Here is a 16,336-nt window from a genome sequence, read left to right as displayed (position 1 = left end):
CCCCCTTTGGGCCTGCGGCGGGGTGTCATGTTCCCCCGCGGGGGGCCCCGCAATAGCGGGCGCCGCGGCGTTTCGTTGTAAGGTCGGAAGGCACAAAAATTTGCCTTCGCCGTGTTGTTCGCCGGCGGGAAACACAGCAGAAACGACTTTTCATGAGCACCCCCGACCTGACTCCCGAAGATCTGCAGGCCTGCCTGCGGGTCCTGTCCTCCATCCACGTCCTGGACGAGGAGCACCCGGATTACGTTGCCGTCCGCCGGGCGACCGCCAAAATGTTCAAATCCGTGAAGAAGCACCGGAAGAATGAAAAGCGCGACGCCGCTGCGGACGCCGACCGCGCCGTCGTCGCCCGCACCGCCACCGGAGCCGCCGACCGCATCGACGACGAAACCCGCGGCGCCCAGCTGCGGACCTCGGCGCACGGACCGTCGGCCGGAACGCTGCTGAAGCCGCGCAACTGCTACATCTGCAAGCAGCCCTACACCGTGGTTGACGCGTTCTACCACCAGCTCTGCCCGGAATGTGCTGCCTTCAGCCACGCCAAGCGCGACGCCCGCACCGACCTCACCGGAAAACGTGCCCTGCTGACCGGCGGCCGCGCCAAGATCGGCATGTACATCGCCCTGCGGCTGCTGCGCGACGGCGCGCACACCACCATCACCACCCGCTTCCCCAAGGACGCCGCCCGGCGCTTCGCCGCCATGGAGGACTCCGCGGACTGGCTGCACCGGCTGCGGATCGTCGGCATTGACCTGCGCGACCCGGCGCAGGTCATCTCGCTGGCCGAGTCAGTGGCCGACGCCGGGCCCCTGGACATCCTGATCAACAACGCCGCCCAGACAGTGCGCCGCACGTCCAACGCGTACCAGCCGCTGGTCGACGCCGAGCTCGAGGAACTGCCGGCCGGCAACATGCCGGAGCTGGTGACCTTCGGCCACACCCACAACGCCCATCCCACAGCACTGGCGGGGTCGATCGCGGAACATCCCGTGCTCGCCGGCGACGCCGTCACCTCGCTGGCGCTGACGGCCGGTTCCTCCTCGCTGGAGAAGCTGGGCGCCGGAACGGCCATTGACGCCGGCGGACTGGTGCCGGACACCGCACCGATCAACAGCTGGACCCAGGTGGTGGACCAGGTGGAACCGCTGGAGATGCTCGAGGTCCAGCTCTGCAACGTGACCGCACCATTCCTGCTGGTCAACCGGTTGCGGCCGGCCATGGCCGCCTCGGGCGCCCGCCGGAAGTACATCGTGAACGTCTCGGCGATGGAGGGCCAGTTCTCCCGCCGGTACAAGGGCCCCGGGCATCCGCACACCAACATGGCCAAGGCCTCGCTGAACATGCTCACCCGCACCAGCGCCGAAGAAATGCTGGAAAGCGACGGCATCCTGATGACGGCCGTGGACACCGGCTGGATCACCGATGAGCGGCCGCATCCCACGAAGGTGCGCCTGGCCGAGGAGGGCTTCCACGCCCCCCTGGACCTGGTCGACGGCGCTGCCCGGGTCTACGACCCGATCGTCATGGGTGAGGAAGGCGTTGACCAGTTCGGCGTCTTCCTGAAGGACTACAAGCCCTCACCCTGGTAAGCCGGCGCTGAGGTCCGCAGCCGGAAGCGGGAGACCGCCTTCCGGATCTCGGAGATCCACAGCGCCGTCGACCCGACGCCGAGGGCCAGGAACCACTGGCCGGAGGTCAGGTCGGTGGTGTCGAAGAGCCCCTGCAGCACGCCCAGCTGCACCACCAGGACCTGCAGGACGACGACGGCGGCCAGCGACACCCAGATCGCCCGGTTGGTGAAGGTGTGCAGCGAGAAGACGCTGCCCGTGGCCGAGCGGACGTTCAGCAGGTTGAAGGCCTGGTAGAACACGAAGGTCGTGAACGCCAGGGTGGTGGCGAACAGCGGGTCGCCGGCGCTTTCGGGATACATCTGCGGCGCCAGGTACAGGACGCTGCAGGTCCCCACCGCCATGACAATGCCCATCGTCAGGATCCGCAGGATCCGCCGGCGAGTCAGCAGCGGTTCCCGGGCCGGCCGCGGCGGCTGCTTCATCAGGTCAGGATCGGCCGGGTCCACGCCCAGCGCCAGCGCCGGCGGGCCGTCCATGATGATGTTGACCCAGAGGATCTGCAGGGCGGTGAAGGGCGCTCCGCCGGCCAGCGAGAACGCCGCAGCCGCCAGGAAAATCAGCACGAACCCCCACGCCGTGGTGAGCTGGAAGCTGACGAACTTGAGGATGTTCGCGTAGATGCCCCGGCCTTCCTGCACAGCGGTGACGATGGTGGCGAAATTGTCATCCGTGAGGATCATCCGCGCCGCGCCCTTGGACACGTCGGTGCCGGTGATGCCCATCGCGATGCCGATGTCGGCGCGCTTGAGCGCCGGGGCGTCGTTGACGCCGTCGCCGGTCATGGCAACCACGGCGCCGTCCGCCTGCAGCGCCTCCACCATCCGGATCTTGTGCTCGGGCGAAACCCGCGCCAGCACCCCGTAGCCGGGAGCCCGTTCGCGCAGCGCCTGGTCGTCGAGGCCGTCAAGGGCGGAGCCGGAGACCGCTTCGCCGCCGATTCCAAGGTCCTTGGCGATGGCGGAGGCAGTGATCAGGTGGTCGCCGGTAATCATGTGCACGCTGATTCCGGCCCGGTGGGCCCGCGCTATCGCTTCGGCGGCTTCGGGGCGGGGCGGATCCATGATGCCGACGACGGCGTACAGGGTCAGCCCGGTGACGCTGTCCCGGAGGGCATCGGAATCGGCGGGCAGCCCGCCGTCCACCGGCCGGCCCGCTGCTGCCATGGTGCGCAGCCCCTGCCGGGCCAGGGCCGCCACTTCCTCCGAAATCCGTTTCCGGTCCTCGGGGCGCAGCGGCCGGTCTCCGTCCGCGGTGGACAGGAACTCCGAGCGCTCCAGCAGGACTCCGGGGGCTCCCTTGGCGTAGCAGAACAGTTCCCCGCCCGCCGCCTCCCCGGGCGCTCTCTCTCCGGATGCGTCGTCGGCCGCGTCCCCGCCGCCGGGAGAACGGTTGAACGTGGCCATGAATTTGTAGTCGGAGTCGAAGGGAACTTCGGCCATCCGCGGATGGGAAGCGCGTGCGCCGTCGGCGTCGATGCCGCCCTTTTCCGCCAGCACCACCAGGGCGCCCTCGGTGGGATCACCGGTGAGGACGCCGTTGCGCACCGATGCGTCGTTGCACAGGGCGAAGCCGAGGAAGGCCGGGGTAAGGGCGGAGACCGGGTGTCCGTCGGCGCTGAGCAGGGCCCCTTCGGTGGAGTACCCGGACCCTGACACCCGGAAGACCCGGCCGGAGGCCGCGTAGACGCGCCGCACGGTCATCTCGTTCAGGGTCAGGGTGCCGGTCTTGTCGGTGCAGATCTGGGAGGTGCTGCCCAGGGTCTCCACGGCCGCCAGCTGCTTGATGATGGCGCCGCGGGCAGCCAGCCGGGACGCTCCCATGGCCAGCGTGAAGGCGACGACGGCGGTCAGCCCTTCGGGGATGGTGGCCACTGCCAGGGAGACGGCGGTCAGGAACAGATCTTCCCAGCTGTCCCCGCGCAGCAGGCCGAGCACGAACACGACGGCGACGACGATCAGCGCCACGTAGGTCAGCAGCCTGGCCAGCTGGTCGATGCTGCGCTGCAGGATCGTTTTTTCGTCCGCCGTGGTGCCCAGGAGGTGGGCGATCCGGCCGATCTGGGTCTCCATGCCGGTGCCGGTGACCAGCAGCACCGCACGGCCGCGACTCACATCGGTGTCCATGTAGAGCATGTTGGTGCGGTCGCCCACCGGCAGTTCGGGGTCGGCCAGGGCAGCCGTGGTCTTGTTGACGGGCTGCGACTCCCCCGTCAGCGCTGCCTCGGCCACCTGCAGCCGGACGGCTTCCAGCAGCCGGCCGTCAGCGGGAATGGTGTCCCCTGCCTCCAGGAGGACCACGTCACCGGGCACCAGGTCGGTGCGCGGGATGTCCAGCGTCCGTCCGCCGCGGCGGACCGTGGCCACTGAGATCGAAGTGCTCCGCAGGGCTTCCAGGCTGTTTTCCGCCCGTTGCTCCTGCACATAGTTCAGCACCGTGTTCAGCGTGATCACCGCGAGGATGACCACCGGTGTTTCCCATTCCCGGGAGACGACGGCGCTGATGACGGCAGCACCGATCAGCACCAGGATGAGGCGGTCCGTCAGCAGGCCCAGGATCTTGCGCCAGGCCGGTACCTTCCGGCCCGCAGCCAGTTCGTTGCGGCCGTACCGGGTGGTGCGCTGCTGTGCCTGGTCGGCGGAGAGCCCGGTGTCCGGGGTAACCTCCAACTGCGCCGCAACCTGCGAAGCAGATAATGTCCAGGGCTGTTCGGGCATCTGATCGTCCACGTGCATGGGTTTGCCTCTGGCGGTAGGGGGTGCTGTTCACTCTAACAAAGCAGCCGCCGGCAAACTCCCGTTGGAACGGGAACCGGGAGCTGAGCGGTCATGTTTGGCGGGGAAGGGATTCTGCGGCAGGGTGGAACCGTGAACCGCACTCCCCGGCAAAGAACCGCCACCGCAGTGCTGCCCGGCCTGGTCACCGCTGCCGCGGCAGTGCTTCCTGCGTACCTGCTGCACTGGCTGTTTCCCTGGCTGCCGGTCCTGACCACGGCGGTGGTCCTTGGGCTGCTCGCCGCGAACCTGCCGGGGATTTCCCCGGCCGTGGCCGGCCCGCTGAAGCCGGGGCTGTCGCTGGCGGCCCGGAGACTGATGCGGGCCGGCATCGTGCTGCTGGGGTTGAAGGTCTCGCTGGTCGATATTGCCGGCCTGGGCTGGACCGCCCTGCTCCTGATCGCAGCGCTGGTGGGGGCGGCCTTCGCCGGAACCTACCTGGTGTGCCGGGCGTTTCGCCTGCCGGGGCAGGAGCCCCTGCTGATCGCTTCGGGCTTCTCGATCTGCGGAGTCTCCGCCATCGGTGCGATGGCCGCGGCCCGCAGGGTGCGGCACGAAGACACGGTGGTGCCGATAGCGCTGGTTACCCTTTGCGGAACGCTCGCCATCGGCGTGCTGCCGCTGCTGGGGTCGCTCCTGGATTTGCCGGCCGAAACGCTGGGCATCTGGGCCGGCGCCTCCGTCCACGACGTCGGCCAGGTGGTCGCCACCGCGCAGACGGCAGGCACGGCGGCGCTCGCCGCCGCCGTCGTCGTCAAGCTGGCGCGGGTGGTCCTGCTGGCTCCGCTGGCCGCCGCCGCCGGACTGCTCGGGCGCCGGTCGGCCCGGGGAGAACAGACCCCGGGCAAACTGCCGCCGCTGGTGCCGCTGTTTGTGGCCGGGTTCCTCGCCCTCATTGTTGTCCGCACCACCGGGGTGCTGCCGGAAAGCGTGCTGTCGGCCGCCGCCGTGGTGCAGGAAGTATTTTTCGCCGCCGCCCTCTTCGCCCTGGGCGCCGGAGTGCGGTTCCGGGCTCTGTTCGTGTCCGGATTCCGGGCCCTGGCCGCCGCACTGGTTTCCTGGTTCCTCATTGGCGGCCTGGGGCTGGCTCTGGCGCTGACCCTGTCCCGGTAAGGCCCGGGGCAGCGTCAGGGGACACTGAATCCGACCTTCACTCTTGCCCCCGGCGCCTGACGCCCCCTACTCTCGCCAGCACCAATTCAGCGACGCCGAATCCAGCTCACCGCCTCCTGCCCCAAAGGACGGGATATTTTGGCGAATCAACAGCGGGCCCACCCCGGCGGCACCGGTACCGGCAGCACGCGTTCAGGCGACGGGACCGCGCCGGCGGACGCCGGTGCCCCGCACCGGAACCGGAACAACCTGCTTTCAACCATGGCCGGCCTGGTGTTCTGCGGGGTGAGCCTGTGGTCCCTGCTGGGGAACCTGGTGGACCCGCACTACGGCGTCTCCCGCTACGAAACCTCGTGGGCGCTCGCCGCTGCCGCCGTGGTGTTGCTCCTGATGGCCGGCCTATACCTGGGCCTGCGGAAGGCCGAACCGCACCTGCTCAGACACCCCATCCCGGGACGGCTGGCATCGGCCGCGGTCTGGATGGCACTTTTCGCCCTGCAGGTACGGTTGTCCTGCGCCGTGCGGCTGCCGGCGGACTGGGACTCGCACCCCATGTTCGTGTCCGCGACGGGGCTGGCGCTGGGAACCCGGACCGAAATCGACTCCGGCTACTTCTCCCTGAACCCCAACAACATCCTGCTGACGCTGTTGCTGTCCGTGTACTTCGGCCTGGTCGTCTCGCTGGGCGTAACCGATCTGGAGGTCGCCGCCGCTTTCCTGAACGCCGTCGTGCTCTTCGCCGGGATCGCCCTGACGTACGCGGCGGCCCGCATGCTCGGAGGCCGCACGGTGGCCGCGTTCACGCTGCTTCCCTCCACCATTTTCGTGCTCTTGTCCCCGTGGCTCGGTGTCCTTTACTCAGACACGACGGGACTGGTTTTTCCGGTCCTGATCCTGTGCCTGCTGTTGGCTTCGCAGCGGTCCCGGCGTCTCGCCGGCCGGGTTGCGCTGTGGATTTTGGCCGGTGGGGCGGGAGCCGTGGGGTACGGCGTCAAACCAACAGTCATCATCTGCCTCCTTGCCGCCGGCATCACTGCGGCCTGCTCCCCCGTGCTGCGCGGCAGGGGCCGGAGCGCCGGGACCCTGCTCCTGGGCGCCGCAGTGGTTGCCGGCAGCGTCATGGCCGGACATCGGATCCTTGAGTTCCTGGAACAGCGGACGACGGCGATCGGGTTCGATGTCGAGGACAACCCGGCGGCCATCCCGCCAACCCATTTCCTGAAGGTCGGGTCGCAGAGCAGGCAAGGACCCCACGGCCTGCTTTACGGCTGCTTCAACAATGAGGACTACTGGAGCACGGTGAATATTGCCGATCCGGACGAGCGGTTCCAGCAGGGACTCCACGTTTATGCGGAGCGGGTGTCCGCCATGGGTCCGGCCGGCTATGCGGACTTCCTGAACCACAAGCTGCTGTGGGTCACCGGGGACGGCTCCTTCTTCTCTTGGGGTGAGGGCGTCCGGACGGGCGATGAGTTTGTGTCCACCGCTCCGGCGGACCGCGGCATTCAGGATATGTACGGCAACAACCGTCCCGGGTTCCCCTGGCTGTTGTCGCTCTGGCAGGGGGCGTGGTTTGTGGTGCTGGCACTGGTGGCGGTGCCGCTGGTGTTTCGAACGCCCCGTCTGTTGCTGCCGGAGGTCTCTGCCGTGCGCATAGCACTGCTCGGGCTGCTGCTGTTCCTGTTGCTGTCCGAGGGCCGGGCCCGCCTCCTGTACCTCTACGTCCCGTACTTCATCCTGCTTGCTTCGCTCTCCTTCCAGGCAGTGGCGGACAGTCTCCTGCCGGCCCGGGTGTTGCGCGGCCCGCGCGGCGGGCAAAGAGCGGAGTTCCGATCCGGGACCTGAGGCGACCGGAAGTGGTTGAATGATGGGGTGTCGAACCAGAATCTGCGCCGTGAAGAAGCCGCCGCCCGCTCAGCCCTTATATCCGTTGCAACCTACGACGTCGATCTTGATCTGAGCACCGCCGAGGACCCTGATGCTCCCGGGTTCCGGTCCCGGAGCACCATCACGTTCCGCTGTGCCGAGCCCGGCGCGGCCACGTTCCTGGACTTTATCCACGGCGGCGTGTCCTCCGTGGTCCTGAACGGCCGGGAGCTGCCGCTGGAGGGCACAGTGGACGGTTCGCGGATCCACTTGGCGGATTTGGCTCCCGAGAACACCGTCACGGTGGACGGGACGGCCCTGTACAGCCGCAGCGGCGAGGGAATGCACCGGTTCACCGATCCGGCGGATTCCCGCACCTACCTCTATACCCAGTACGAGCCCGCCGACGCCCGGCGCGTGTTTGCGAACTTCGAACAGCCGGACCTGAAGGCCGCCTTCACGTTCGCGGTAACGGCGCCCTCGGACTGGGCCGTGGCCTCCAACGGGGCAGAGGTCTCGTGCACGCCGCTTGCTGAGGGGCAGTACAGCCGCCGGGAATTCGCGCCCACCCGGCGCATCTCCACCTACATCACGTCGGTGCTGGCAGGACCGTATTTCAAGGCTGAGGATTCCTGGTCCGGAACACTGGAGGACGGGTCGGTCCTGGATGTTCCGCTGGGTGCCTACTGCCGGGCCTCCATGGCCGGGTCCTTTGATCCGCAGAACATCTTCGACATCACCAAGCGCGGCCTGGACTACTTCCACGGGCTGTTCGCCTACCCGTATCCGTTCGGCAAGTACGATTCAGCCTTCGTTCCCGAGTACAACCTGGGGGCCATGGAAAACCCGGGCCTGGTGACCTTTACCGACGCCTACGTGTTCCGATCCAAGGCCACCGAGGCCCAGTACGAGGCACGCGCCAACACCATCCTGCACGAAATGGCTCACATGTGGTTCGGCGACCTCGTGACCATGGCGTGGTGGGACGACCTCTGGCTGAAGGAATCCTTCGCCGACTACATGGGTGCCCTCGCCGTTGACCAGGCCACCGACTTCACCAATTCCTGGGTCTCCTTTGCCAACCGCCGCAAGGCCTGGGCGTATGTCCAGGACCAGCTGCCCACCACCCATCCGATCGTCGCGGACATCACCGACCTCGAAGCGGCCAAGCAGAATTTTGACGGCATCACCTACGCCAAGGGCGCGTCAGTGCTCAAGCAGCTGGTCGCCTACGTGGGCTTCGACGCGTTCATCGCGGCGGCCCGCAATTATTTCCGCGACCATGCCTACGGCAACACCACCCTCGCTGACCTGCTCGACGCCCTGAGCACGGCCTCGGGCCGGGACATGGCCGCCTGGTCCCGGCTGTGGCTGCAGACAGCCGGCGTGCCGACCCTGACTCCCCGCGTCGAAACGGACGACGACGGCGCCTACACCTCCGTGACGATTGTCCAGGACGCTCCGGATCCGGTCAGCGGCGAGCAGGTGCCGCGGCCGCACCGCCTGCGCATCGGACTGTACAACCCGGACAACACCGGCGACCTCGCCGCGGGAAGCACCCTGGTGCGCACCGGCAGCCTGGAGATCGACGTCGTCGGGCCGCGCACCGATGTGCCCGAGCTGGTGGGAACGCAGCGTCCGGCGCTGCTGCTGCTGAACGACGAGGACCTGACCTACGCCAAGATCCGGTTCGACAACGACTCCCTGCAGACCCTGCTGCATTTCCTGGGCCTGATTCCCGATCCGCTGACCCGGGCCGTGTGCTTCTCGGCCCTGTGGAACAGCGTTCGGGACGGGGCGCTCAGCGCCCGGGACTATGTCCGGCTGATCGTGCAGGCCGCGCCGGCGGAAACCGGGGCCGGCGTCCTGCAGGTGATCCTCGACAACGCCCGTTTTGCCGTGGACCGCTATGCTCCGGCGGAACACCGCAGCACCCTTCGCGAGAACCTGTACTCGCTGGTGGTCGAGCAGCTCCACGCCGCGGATCCCGGCAGCGACCGGCAGCTGGTGTGGGCCCGCAGCGCGGCGGCCCTGGGGCGGCGCAGCGCCGCGCACGCAGAGCTGCTGCGGGGCCTGCTGGACGGAACGGTGAAGGTGCCGGGGCTGGCCGTGGACTCGGACCTGCGCTGGCTGTTGTGGGTGGCGCTGGCCGCGACCGGCAATGCCCGCCGGGCGGAGCTGGACGCCGAACTGGCGCGCGATTCCACCGCTTCCGGACGGGTGGGCTTCACGACCGCGACGGCGGCGTTCCCCGAACCCGCCGCCAAGGCCGCCGCGTGGCAGGATGCCGTTCATTCGGACGAGCTGTCCAACCAGTTGCTGTCGGCCACCATCGAAGGCTTCACCATTGGCAGCACCGAGCTGTTGGGGGTCTTCGCCGCCGACTACTTCGCGTCGCTGGCCCTGGTGTGGAGCTCCCGCAGCATTGAGCTGGCCAGCCGCATTGTCACCGGGCTGTTCCCGGGCGCACAGGACCTGCCCGAGCACATGGTTCCCGCCGATCACCCGGTCCTGGTGGCCAGCATGGACTGGCTCGAGGCGAACCCGCAGGCCCCGGCGGCCCTGCGCAGGATCATCGTGGAGCAGCAGGACCAGCTGCTGCGGGCGCTGCGGGCACAGGCTGCCGGCAGGTAGGCGCCGGCGGTGTGCACGGACCCCGTGCGCACCGCTGCGCCGCCTGCGAGCATTGTGGCATGACGACTCACACGAACAGCCCGACCATCCTTCTGATCCCGGGACACTGGCTGGGAGCCTGGGCGTGGGACGAAGTCCTGGAACACCTGACTGCCATGGGCCGGCGAGCTGTTCCCCTCACCTTGCCCGGCCTCGACGGGACAGACCCGGACAGAGCGTCCAGGACTCTCCACGATCAGACAGCGGCAGTCGAGCAGGCCATGGCCGGGGAAACCGGCCCGGTGGTCATCGTCGCCCACAGCGGAGCCAGCACTCCGGTGAGCCTCGTGCTCGATCGGCACCCCCACCTGATCCGCCGGGTGATCTGGGTCGACAGTGGTCCGGTCGCGTCCGGTACCGTCTTCGACCCCGGTGTCCCCGCGGAAATGGAAGAGCTTCCGCTGCCGTCCTTTGAATCGCTCGGACAGCAGGCCAGTCTTGACGGCCTGAACGCCGACGTTCTTGAGCGTTTCCGGACGCGGGCGGTTCCCGAACCCGGGCCCGTGTTGCGCCAGCCTGTGGAGCTCGGCAACGAGGAACGGTTCAAGGTCCCGGCAACCCTTGTCTGCTGCTCGATCCCGAGCACCCAGATGATGGAGCTGGCCCGTTCCGGCCATCCCGTGTTCGCCGAAGTGGCCAGGCTCGAGAACCTGGACCTTATCGACCTGCCGACGGGCCACTGGCCCATGTGGAGCCGTCCCGCCGACCTTGCCGGGGTCCTCGCAGCAGCCTCCCAGGCCAGCTAAAGCGCAGCCCGCTACTCGGGGCAACGGGGCAGGACGGTCAGCGGTCCCGCTTGGCGACAGTCAGCAGCACCGCGGAGTCCTCCACTGCCTCGAGGGAATGCCGGGCCTGCGGCACGATCAGCAGGTCCCCTGCCGAGCCTTCCCAGGAATCCCCTTCCGAGTGCAGCCGGACACGGCCCTTCAGCACGTGGATCGTCGCTTCGCCGGGGTTTTCATGTTCGTCCAGGAGGAACCCGGCGTTCAGGGCGATCAGTGTTTGCCGGAGCACGTGTTCGTGGCCCCCGTAAACCGTCTGGGCACTGCGTCCGCTCGACGCTCCGCCGGCGAGCTGCAGCTGGGTCCGCACCAAGGCGGTCAGGGACTTTTTTTCCATGCACGGCAGTCTACTAGGGCAGGAGCACCGCGGCGCCAACTTCGCCGTCGTGCTCCTGCCCTGCCGCGGCAGGAGCGTTACGGAACCCGGTTGAGCCATTCCGCGGTGCCGAACTTCTCGGCCACCTTGGCTTCGGCCCGCGCCAGCTCCTCGCCGGTGATGCCGGCGGGAACCGCGCCGTAGCGCGCGGTGAAGGTTTCCATCATGGTGGAGATGATTTCTTCCCGGGTCAGCCCGGTCTGGCGGCGCAGCGGATCGACCCGCTTCTTGGCGCTGGTGGTCCCCTTGTCGGAGAGCTTTTCCTTGCCGATCCGCAGGACTTCGAGCATTTTGTCGGCGTCAATGTCATAGGACATGGTGACGTGGTGCAGCATTCCGCCGTTGCTGAAACGCTTCTGGGCGGCACCGCCAATCTTCCCCTGGTCAGTGGCGATGTCGTTGAGCGGCTGGTACCAGGCCTTGATGCCCAGCTTCTCCAGCGACTCCATCACCCAGGCGTCAAGGAACGGATAGGACTCGGCGAAACTGAGTCCGTCCACCAAGGACTGCGGTACGTAAATCGAGTAGGTGATGGCGTTGCCGTGTTCCATGAACATGGCCCCGCCGCCGCTGATGCGGCGCACCACCGTCACCCCGTGCTTTTCGGCGCCCTGCGGGTCAACCTCGTTGCGCAGCGACTGGAAACTGCCGATGACCACCGATGGTGCTTCCCATTCCCAGAACCGGAGGGTGGGGTTGCGCCTGCCCGCTCCGACCTCCTCGGCCAGGACCTCGTCCATGGCAACGTGCATCGGTGTGGAGAGGGGTGTGGGGCCGATGATCTCCCACTGGTGGTCGTTCCAGCCTGTGGCCTTGGCCAGCGCGCGGCGCACAGTGGTGGCAATGGCTTCCGGCGAGAATCCGAACAGGACGGCGTCAGCGGGCAGGTTCCGTCGGACAGCGGCAGCAATGTCAATGCCGGCCGTGTCTTCCGGAAGTCCCTCCAGCGCTTTGTTGATGTCCGCCAGGGCGTCGTCGGGCTCCAGGAAGAAGTCACCGCTGAGCGACACGTCCGCCAGCTTGCCGTCCCTGACTTCCAGGTCCACCACCACAAGTTTGCCGCCGGCCACCTTGAACTCACCGTGCAGGCGGTTGTTGTGCCGTTCTGAGCTGCTCATTGAGTTTCCTTTTCCGCAAGTAAAAAGGCCCGCCCGGATGTCCGGGCGGGCCTTCCTAGTCTAGAACCTGTGCTGTTCTTTACGAACGGGTTACTTCTTGCCGCCGAAGCCCTTGAAGCGGGCGTTGAAGCGCTCGACACGGCCGGCGGAGTCCATGATGCGCTGCTTGCCCGTGTAGAACGGGTGCGATGCGGAGGAGATTTCCACCTCGATGAGGGGGTAGGTGTTGCCGTCTTCCCACTCGATCGTCTTGGCGGAAGTAGCCGTGGAGTTCGTCAGGAACGCGGTGTCGGACGCGAGATCGCGGAAAACAACCGGGCCATACTTGGGGTGGATATCAGACTTCAATGTATTACCTTCTTTTGGTGCCTGGATTTTGCCAGGCACTGGTGGTTGAAAGCTTGGAATGCCCCCATGGGGCGCAGTTCAATGCGCACACGGGGATCAGCAATTCAGCATACCGCATCCCGGGCCGCTGGTTAAAGCCGGATCCGGTTACTGCCGGAGGTCCCGTTACTGCCGGAGGTCCCATGCGCTGTTGACGGCCGTGATGCTGGAGCTGATTCCCCTGGCCTGTCCGGTGAGTTCAAAACGGACCGGTCGATAGTAATCGTCGAGCCACACCGTCAGCTCCGTTGGCATCATGTCATCGGCGGCGGCATCCCCGGCGCGGACCCCGCTGATCTTGGTCCTGGCGGCCCCGTTGAGGATGGCGCCGTAATCCACCTCCAGGGCTGCGGCGCCGCCGAACAGTGCTCCCACCCGGTCCGGGTTCACGGTGAGCTCGGCGGCGGAGGCCAGCACTGCCGCGTAGGCCTCCTCGGGGGTGCCGGAGGCATCGGCCTTGATCCTGCCCCCGCCGGTGTCGACGCTGCTGCCGCCGGCGCCCGCCGTGATCCGCAGGTCCAGTCCCTGGTTTTCCAGGGTGAGCGAGAACTCCGGCGCGGTGGTGAACTGCACGGTGTGTTGTCCCTGCGGGAGCCAGCTCGACGCCGTTTCCAGGGTCTGCGTTGCTCCGCCTCCGGCGGTCATGCCGGCGCTGATGCAGGCCGCGGCCTCGTTCGGCGGCATAACCGCCGGGTCGCGGCGCAGCAGGAACTGGCAGGCGTCCTGGACCAGCTGGGGCATGCCGGCTTGGCTGCCGCTGACGCCGACCTTCAGCGGTTCCGCGGCCGGTTCCGGCACGGCGGCGCTTGGGGTGGCCGGCACTGAAGGAGAGGGCGGCGCTGAAGGAGAGGGCAGAACCGGACGCGGTGCCGGTGCGCCGGGCACGGATGCCGGGCCGGACACGCTCTGCCTGTCCCTGAACTGTTCGGCGGTCGGCCCGCAGGCCGCCAGCGGCAGCAGCAGCGCGGCCGCCAGCGCCGCCGTCCAGGCAGAAACACGGGCGCTGTCAGGAGAAGGGGCAGCCGAAGGCCCGGCCCGGGAAGAGCGCCGGCGCTGGAACGCCCGGCTTGAACCAATACGCATAGCGGCCTCAGGAACGAATGCGGAGGGTGATCAATGACGACGCAAGTGTTGCACCAAAGCCGGATGAAGGTAAGCGAAACCGCGCCTATTTCGGCTGCGGCCGGCATTCCCAGAACGCCACGGCACTGGCGGCAGCGACATTCAGCGAGTCCACTCCCGCGCTCATCGGGATCCGGACGGTGAGGTCGACGGCGGAGAGGGTGCCGGCGGCCAGGCCGTCCCCCTCGGTTCCCAGCACCAGGGCCAGGCGCTCGTCCCGGCGGGCCCCGAGCTCGTCCAGGCTTACCGAATCCTCGGCCAGGGCCAGCGCGGCGGTGACGAAGCCGGCGTCGCGCAGCGCCGCCAGCTGGCCGGGCCAGTTTTCCAGCCGCATCCAGGGCACCTGGAAGACCGCTCCCATGCTGACGCGGATGGCCCTCCGGTAGAGCGGGTCGGCGCAGCGCGGACTGACGAGGACGGCGTCCACCTGCAGTGCTGCCGCGGAGCGGAAGATGGCACCAATGTTGGTGTGGTCCACGATGTCCTCCAGCACGGCCACCCGCCGGGCAGAGGCCAGCAGCGGGGCCAGTTCACGGGGCGCCGGGCGCTCCATGGCGGCCAGCGCACCGCGGTGCAGATGGAATCCGGTGATTTCCTCCAGGATTTCCGCCGTGCCTACATAGGCGGGAACCTCCGGATACCGGTCCAGCAGGTCCTGCAGGTCGGGAATCCACTTCTCGGCCAGGAAAAAGGACCGGGGCCGGTGCCCGGCGTCCAGAGCCCGGCGCAGAACTTTGGAGGACTCGGCGATGTACATGCCTTCCGCGGGCTCGCGGCGGCGGCGCAGGGCGGTGTCGGTCAGGTTGGTGTAGTCGGCGACGCGCGGGTCGGCGGCGGTGCGAAGGTACTGGAGGGTCACTCAGAACAGCATATTCCACAGTGCCACCAGGCCCAGCAGCACGATGACCGTGCGCAGGACCACCGGCGAGAGCCTGCGCCCCAGGGCAGCGCCGGCAAAACCGCCGATCAGCGAGCTCACGGCAATGAGGGCGACCACTGGCCACACAATCCGGTCGAAGGCGAAGAGCAGGTAGGAAACTGCTGCCACGATGTTCACGCCCAGCACCAGGATGTTCTTCATGGCGTTGGCATTCTGGATGCTGCCGTGCAGGAAGATGCCCAGGATTCCCACCAGCAGGATTCCCTGCGCAGCCACAAAGTAGCCGCCGTAGACACCGGCCAGATAGATCAGGATGATCAGGATCACGGTCTGGCGGCGGGGAGCTTTCGGCGCGGCGGAAAGGGTGGATCCGCCGGACTGCGGCTCCGGCGCTGACGCTTCGGCACGGCGGCGAACCCACCGCTGCAGCGCGGGCTGGAAGATGACGAACAGCAGCGCCACCACAATCAGGTACGGCGCCACCGCACTGAACACGCTCTCCGGCAGGTGCAGCAGCAGCGCCGCGCCGGTGATGCCGCCCAGGATCGAGGCCGGCAGCAGTTTCAGGAGTGTTGATTTCAGCCCGGCCAGTTCCCGCCGGTAGCCCCAGGACCCGGCCAGGTTTCCGGCGATCAGTCCCATGGCATTGGAAATGGTGGCGGCCACCGGGGCATAGCCCAGGGCCACCAGGACCGGGAAGGTTACCAGTGTGCCGGAGCCGACGACGGCGTTGATGGTTCCCGCCCACAGTCCGGCAAAAAAGACCAGGGCGCTATGGAACAGGTCCATGACGCTACCGCCTGCGGGGCAGCGTCAGCGGCGGGCGGTGGCGGACCACCGGCCGCCGTCGTGATGCACGTCCAGCGGCAGGTCGAAGGCGGCGCTGAGGTTCTCTTCGGTGAAGACGCCGTCGATCGGACCGGAGGCCACGACGCCGCCGTCGCGCAGCAGCAGCGCGTGGGTGAAGCCCGGAGGCACCTCTTCAAGATGGTGGGTGACCAGGACCATCGCGGGTGCTTCCTCGTCGCGGGCCAGGTCCGCCAGGCGTGCCACCAGGTCCTCGCGGCCCGCCAGGTCCAGGCCGGCCGCCGGCTCGTCCAGGAGCAGCAGCTCCGGGTCGGTCATCAGGGCCCGGGCAATCTGGACGCGCTTGCGCTCACCCTCGCTCAGGGACGCAAAGCTGCGGTTGATGAAGGTGGACATGCCCCAGTCGTGGAGCAGGTGGAAAGCGCGGCGTTCGTCGAGCTTTTCGTACTTTTCGCGCCAGCGTCCGGTCATGCCGTAGGACGCGGTCAGCACCACGTTGAGCACGGTTTCATGCTCGGGGATCTGGTTTGCCAGTGCCGCTGAGGCCAGGCCGATCCGCGGGCGCAGTTCAAACACGTCGACCGTTCCGAGGACTTCCTCAAGGATTCCGGCGACTCCGCGGGTGGGGTGCATGCGTCCGCCGGCGATCTGCAGCAGCGTGGTCTTTCCGGCGCCGTTGGGCCCCATGATGACCCAGCGCTCCCCCTCCTTGACCTGCCAGTTAACTGCGTCCAACAGGGTCTTGCCGCCGCGAACGACACTTACGGCAGCAAATTCAAGAACATCACTCATAGCACTAGACATTAGGCT

General features: G+C 67.7%; 13 protein-coding genes. 5 read left to right on the top strand and 8 right to left on the bottom strand.

Annotated elements, in window-relative coordinates; all coding sequences use genetic code 11:
* Positions 1–152: 152 nt before the first annotated feature.
* Positions 153–1,589 carry an SDR family NAD(P)-dependent oxidoreductase gene (locus QNN99_RS07265; protein WP_229965763.1) on the top strand — a complete coding sequence of 479 codons (1,437 nt, stop codon included), beginning with the start codon at positions 153–155 and terminating at the stop codon, positions 1,587–1,589.
* On the opposite strand, the gene QNN99_RS07260 is transcribed toward QNN99_RS07265, so the two are convergent.
* Positions 1,568–4,363 carry a cation-translocating P-type ATPase gene (locus tag QNN99_RS07260; protein WP_229965762.1) on the bottom strand — a complete coding sequence of 932 codons (2,796 nt, stop codon included), beginning with the start codon at positions 4,361–4,363 and terminating at the stop codon, positions 1,568–1,570. The two genes, QNN99_RS07265 and QNN99_RS07260, sit on opposite strands and share 22 nt — an antisense overlap.
* A gap of 132 nt (positions 4,364–4,495) precedes the next feature.
* Between QNN99_RS07260 and QNN99_RS07255 the strand changes: the two genes are divergently transcribed.
* The 4 genes from QNN99_RS07255 to QNN99_RS07240 all read left to right on the top strand — a co-directional run bounded on the left by QNN99_RS07255 (position 4,496) and on the right by QNN99_RS07240 (position 10,800).
* Complete coding sequence (locus QNN99_RS07255) at positions 4,496–5,515, top strand: YeiH family protein (protein WP_229965761.1); 1,020 nt, start codon at positions 4,496–4,498, stop codon at positions 5,513–5,515.
* A 138-nt stretch (positions 5,516–5,653) separates the two neighbouring features.
* The gene (locus QNN99_RS07250) at positions 5,654–7,360 is read left to right on the top strand and encodes a glycosyltransferase-like membrane protein (RefSeq protein ID WP_229965760.1); all 1,707 of its coding nucleotides are present in this window, start codon (positions 5,654–5,656) and stop codon (positions 7,358–7,360) included.
* Positions 7,361–7,387: 27 nt separating this feature from the next.
* A complete protein-coding gene (pepN, locus tag QNN99_RS07245) occupies positions 7,388–10,015 on the top strand; it encodes an aminopeptidase N (RefSeq protein ID WP_229965759.1) in 2,628 nt (875 codons plus the stop codon).
* Between the two features lie 59 nt (positions 10,016–10,074).
* Entirely contained in the window at positions 10,075–10,800 is a 726-nt protein-coding gene (locus QNN99_RS07240) for an alpha/beta fold hydrolase (protein ID WP_229965758.1), read from the top strand.
* A 37-nt stretch (positions 10,801–10,837) separates the two neighbouring features.
* Here the strand turns inward: QNN99_RS07240 and QNN99_RS07235 are convergent, their stop codons facing one another.
* The 7 genes from QNN99_RS07235 to QNN99_RS07205 all read right to left on the bottom strand — a co-directional run bounded on the left by QNN99_RS07235 (position 10,838) and on the right by QNN99_RS07205 (position 16,318).
* Positions 10,838–11,173: a cupin domain-containing protein gene (locus QNN99_RS07235; protein ID WP_229965757.1), complete on the bottom strand. Its 336-nt coding sequence runs from the start codon at positions 11,171–11,173 to the stop codon at positions 10,838–10,840.
* A gap of 77 nt (positions 11,174–11,250) precedes the next feature.
* The gene (lplAB, locus tag QNN99_RS07230; protein WP_229965756.1) at positions 11,251–12,330 is read right to left on the bottom strand and encodes a lipoate-protein ligase LplAB; all 1,080 of its coding nucleotides are present in this window, start codon (positions 12,328–12,330) and stop codon (positions 11,251–11,253) included.
* Positions 12,331–12,420: 90 nt separating this feature from the next.
* Entirely contained in the window at positions 12,421–12,678 is a 258-nt protein-coding gene (locus tag QNN99_RS07225) for a type B 50S ribosomal protein L31 (protein ID WP_227889826.1), read from the bottom strand.
* A 165-nt stretch (positions 12,679–12,843) separates the two neighbouring features.
* Entirely contained in the window at positions 12,844–13,800 is a 957-nt protein-coding gene (locus tag QNN99_RS07220) for a hypothetical protein (protein WP_229965755.1), read from the bottom strand.
* An 85-nt stretch (positions 13,801–13,885) separates the two neighbouring features.
* Positions 13,886–14,698 carry a TrmH family RNA methyltransferase gene (locus QNN99_RS07215; RefSeq protein ID WP_229965754.1) on the bottom strand — a complete coding sequence of 271 codons (813 nt, stop codon included), beginning with the start codon at positions 14,696–14,698 and terminating at the stop codon, positions 13,886–13,888.
* Positions 14,699–15,508 (bottom strand): sulfite exporter TauE/SafE family protein, encoded by an 810-nt coding sequence (locus tag QNN99_RS07210; RefSeq protein WP_229965753.1) that lies wholly within the window; start codon positions 15,506–15,508, stop codon positions 14,699–14,701.
* A gap of 24 nt (positions 15,509–15,532) precedes the next feature.
* The gene (locus QNN99_RS07205; RefSeq protein ID WP_229965752.1) at positions 15,533–16,318 is read right to left on the bottom strand and encodes an ABC transporter ATP-binding protein; all 786 of its coding nucleotides are present in this window, start codon (positions 16,316–16,318) and stop codon (positions 15,533–15,535) included.
* Positions 16,319–16,336: the final 18 nt, after the last annotated feature.

Source organism: Arthrobacter sp. zg.Y820 (assembly GCF_030125555.1).
Lineage (GTDB): Bacteria > Actinomycetota > Actinomycetes > Actinomycetales > Micrococcaceae > Arthrobacter_B.
The sequence above is the reverse complement of the archived record's forward strand: the minus strand, read 5'-3'. Positions and strand labels throughout refer to the sequence as shown.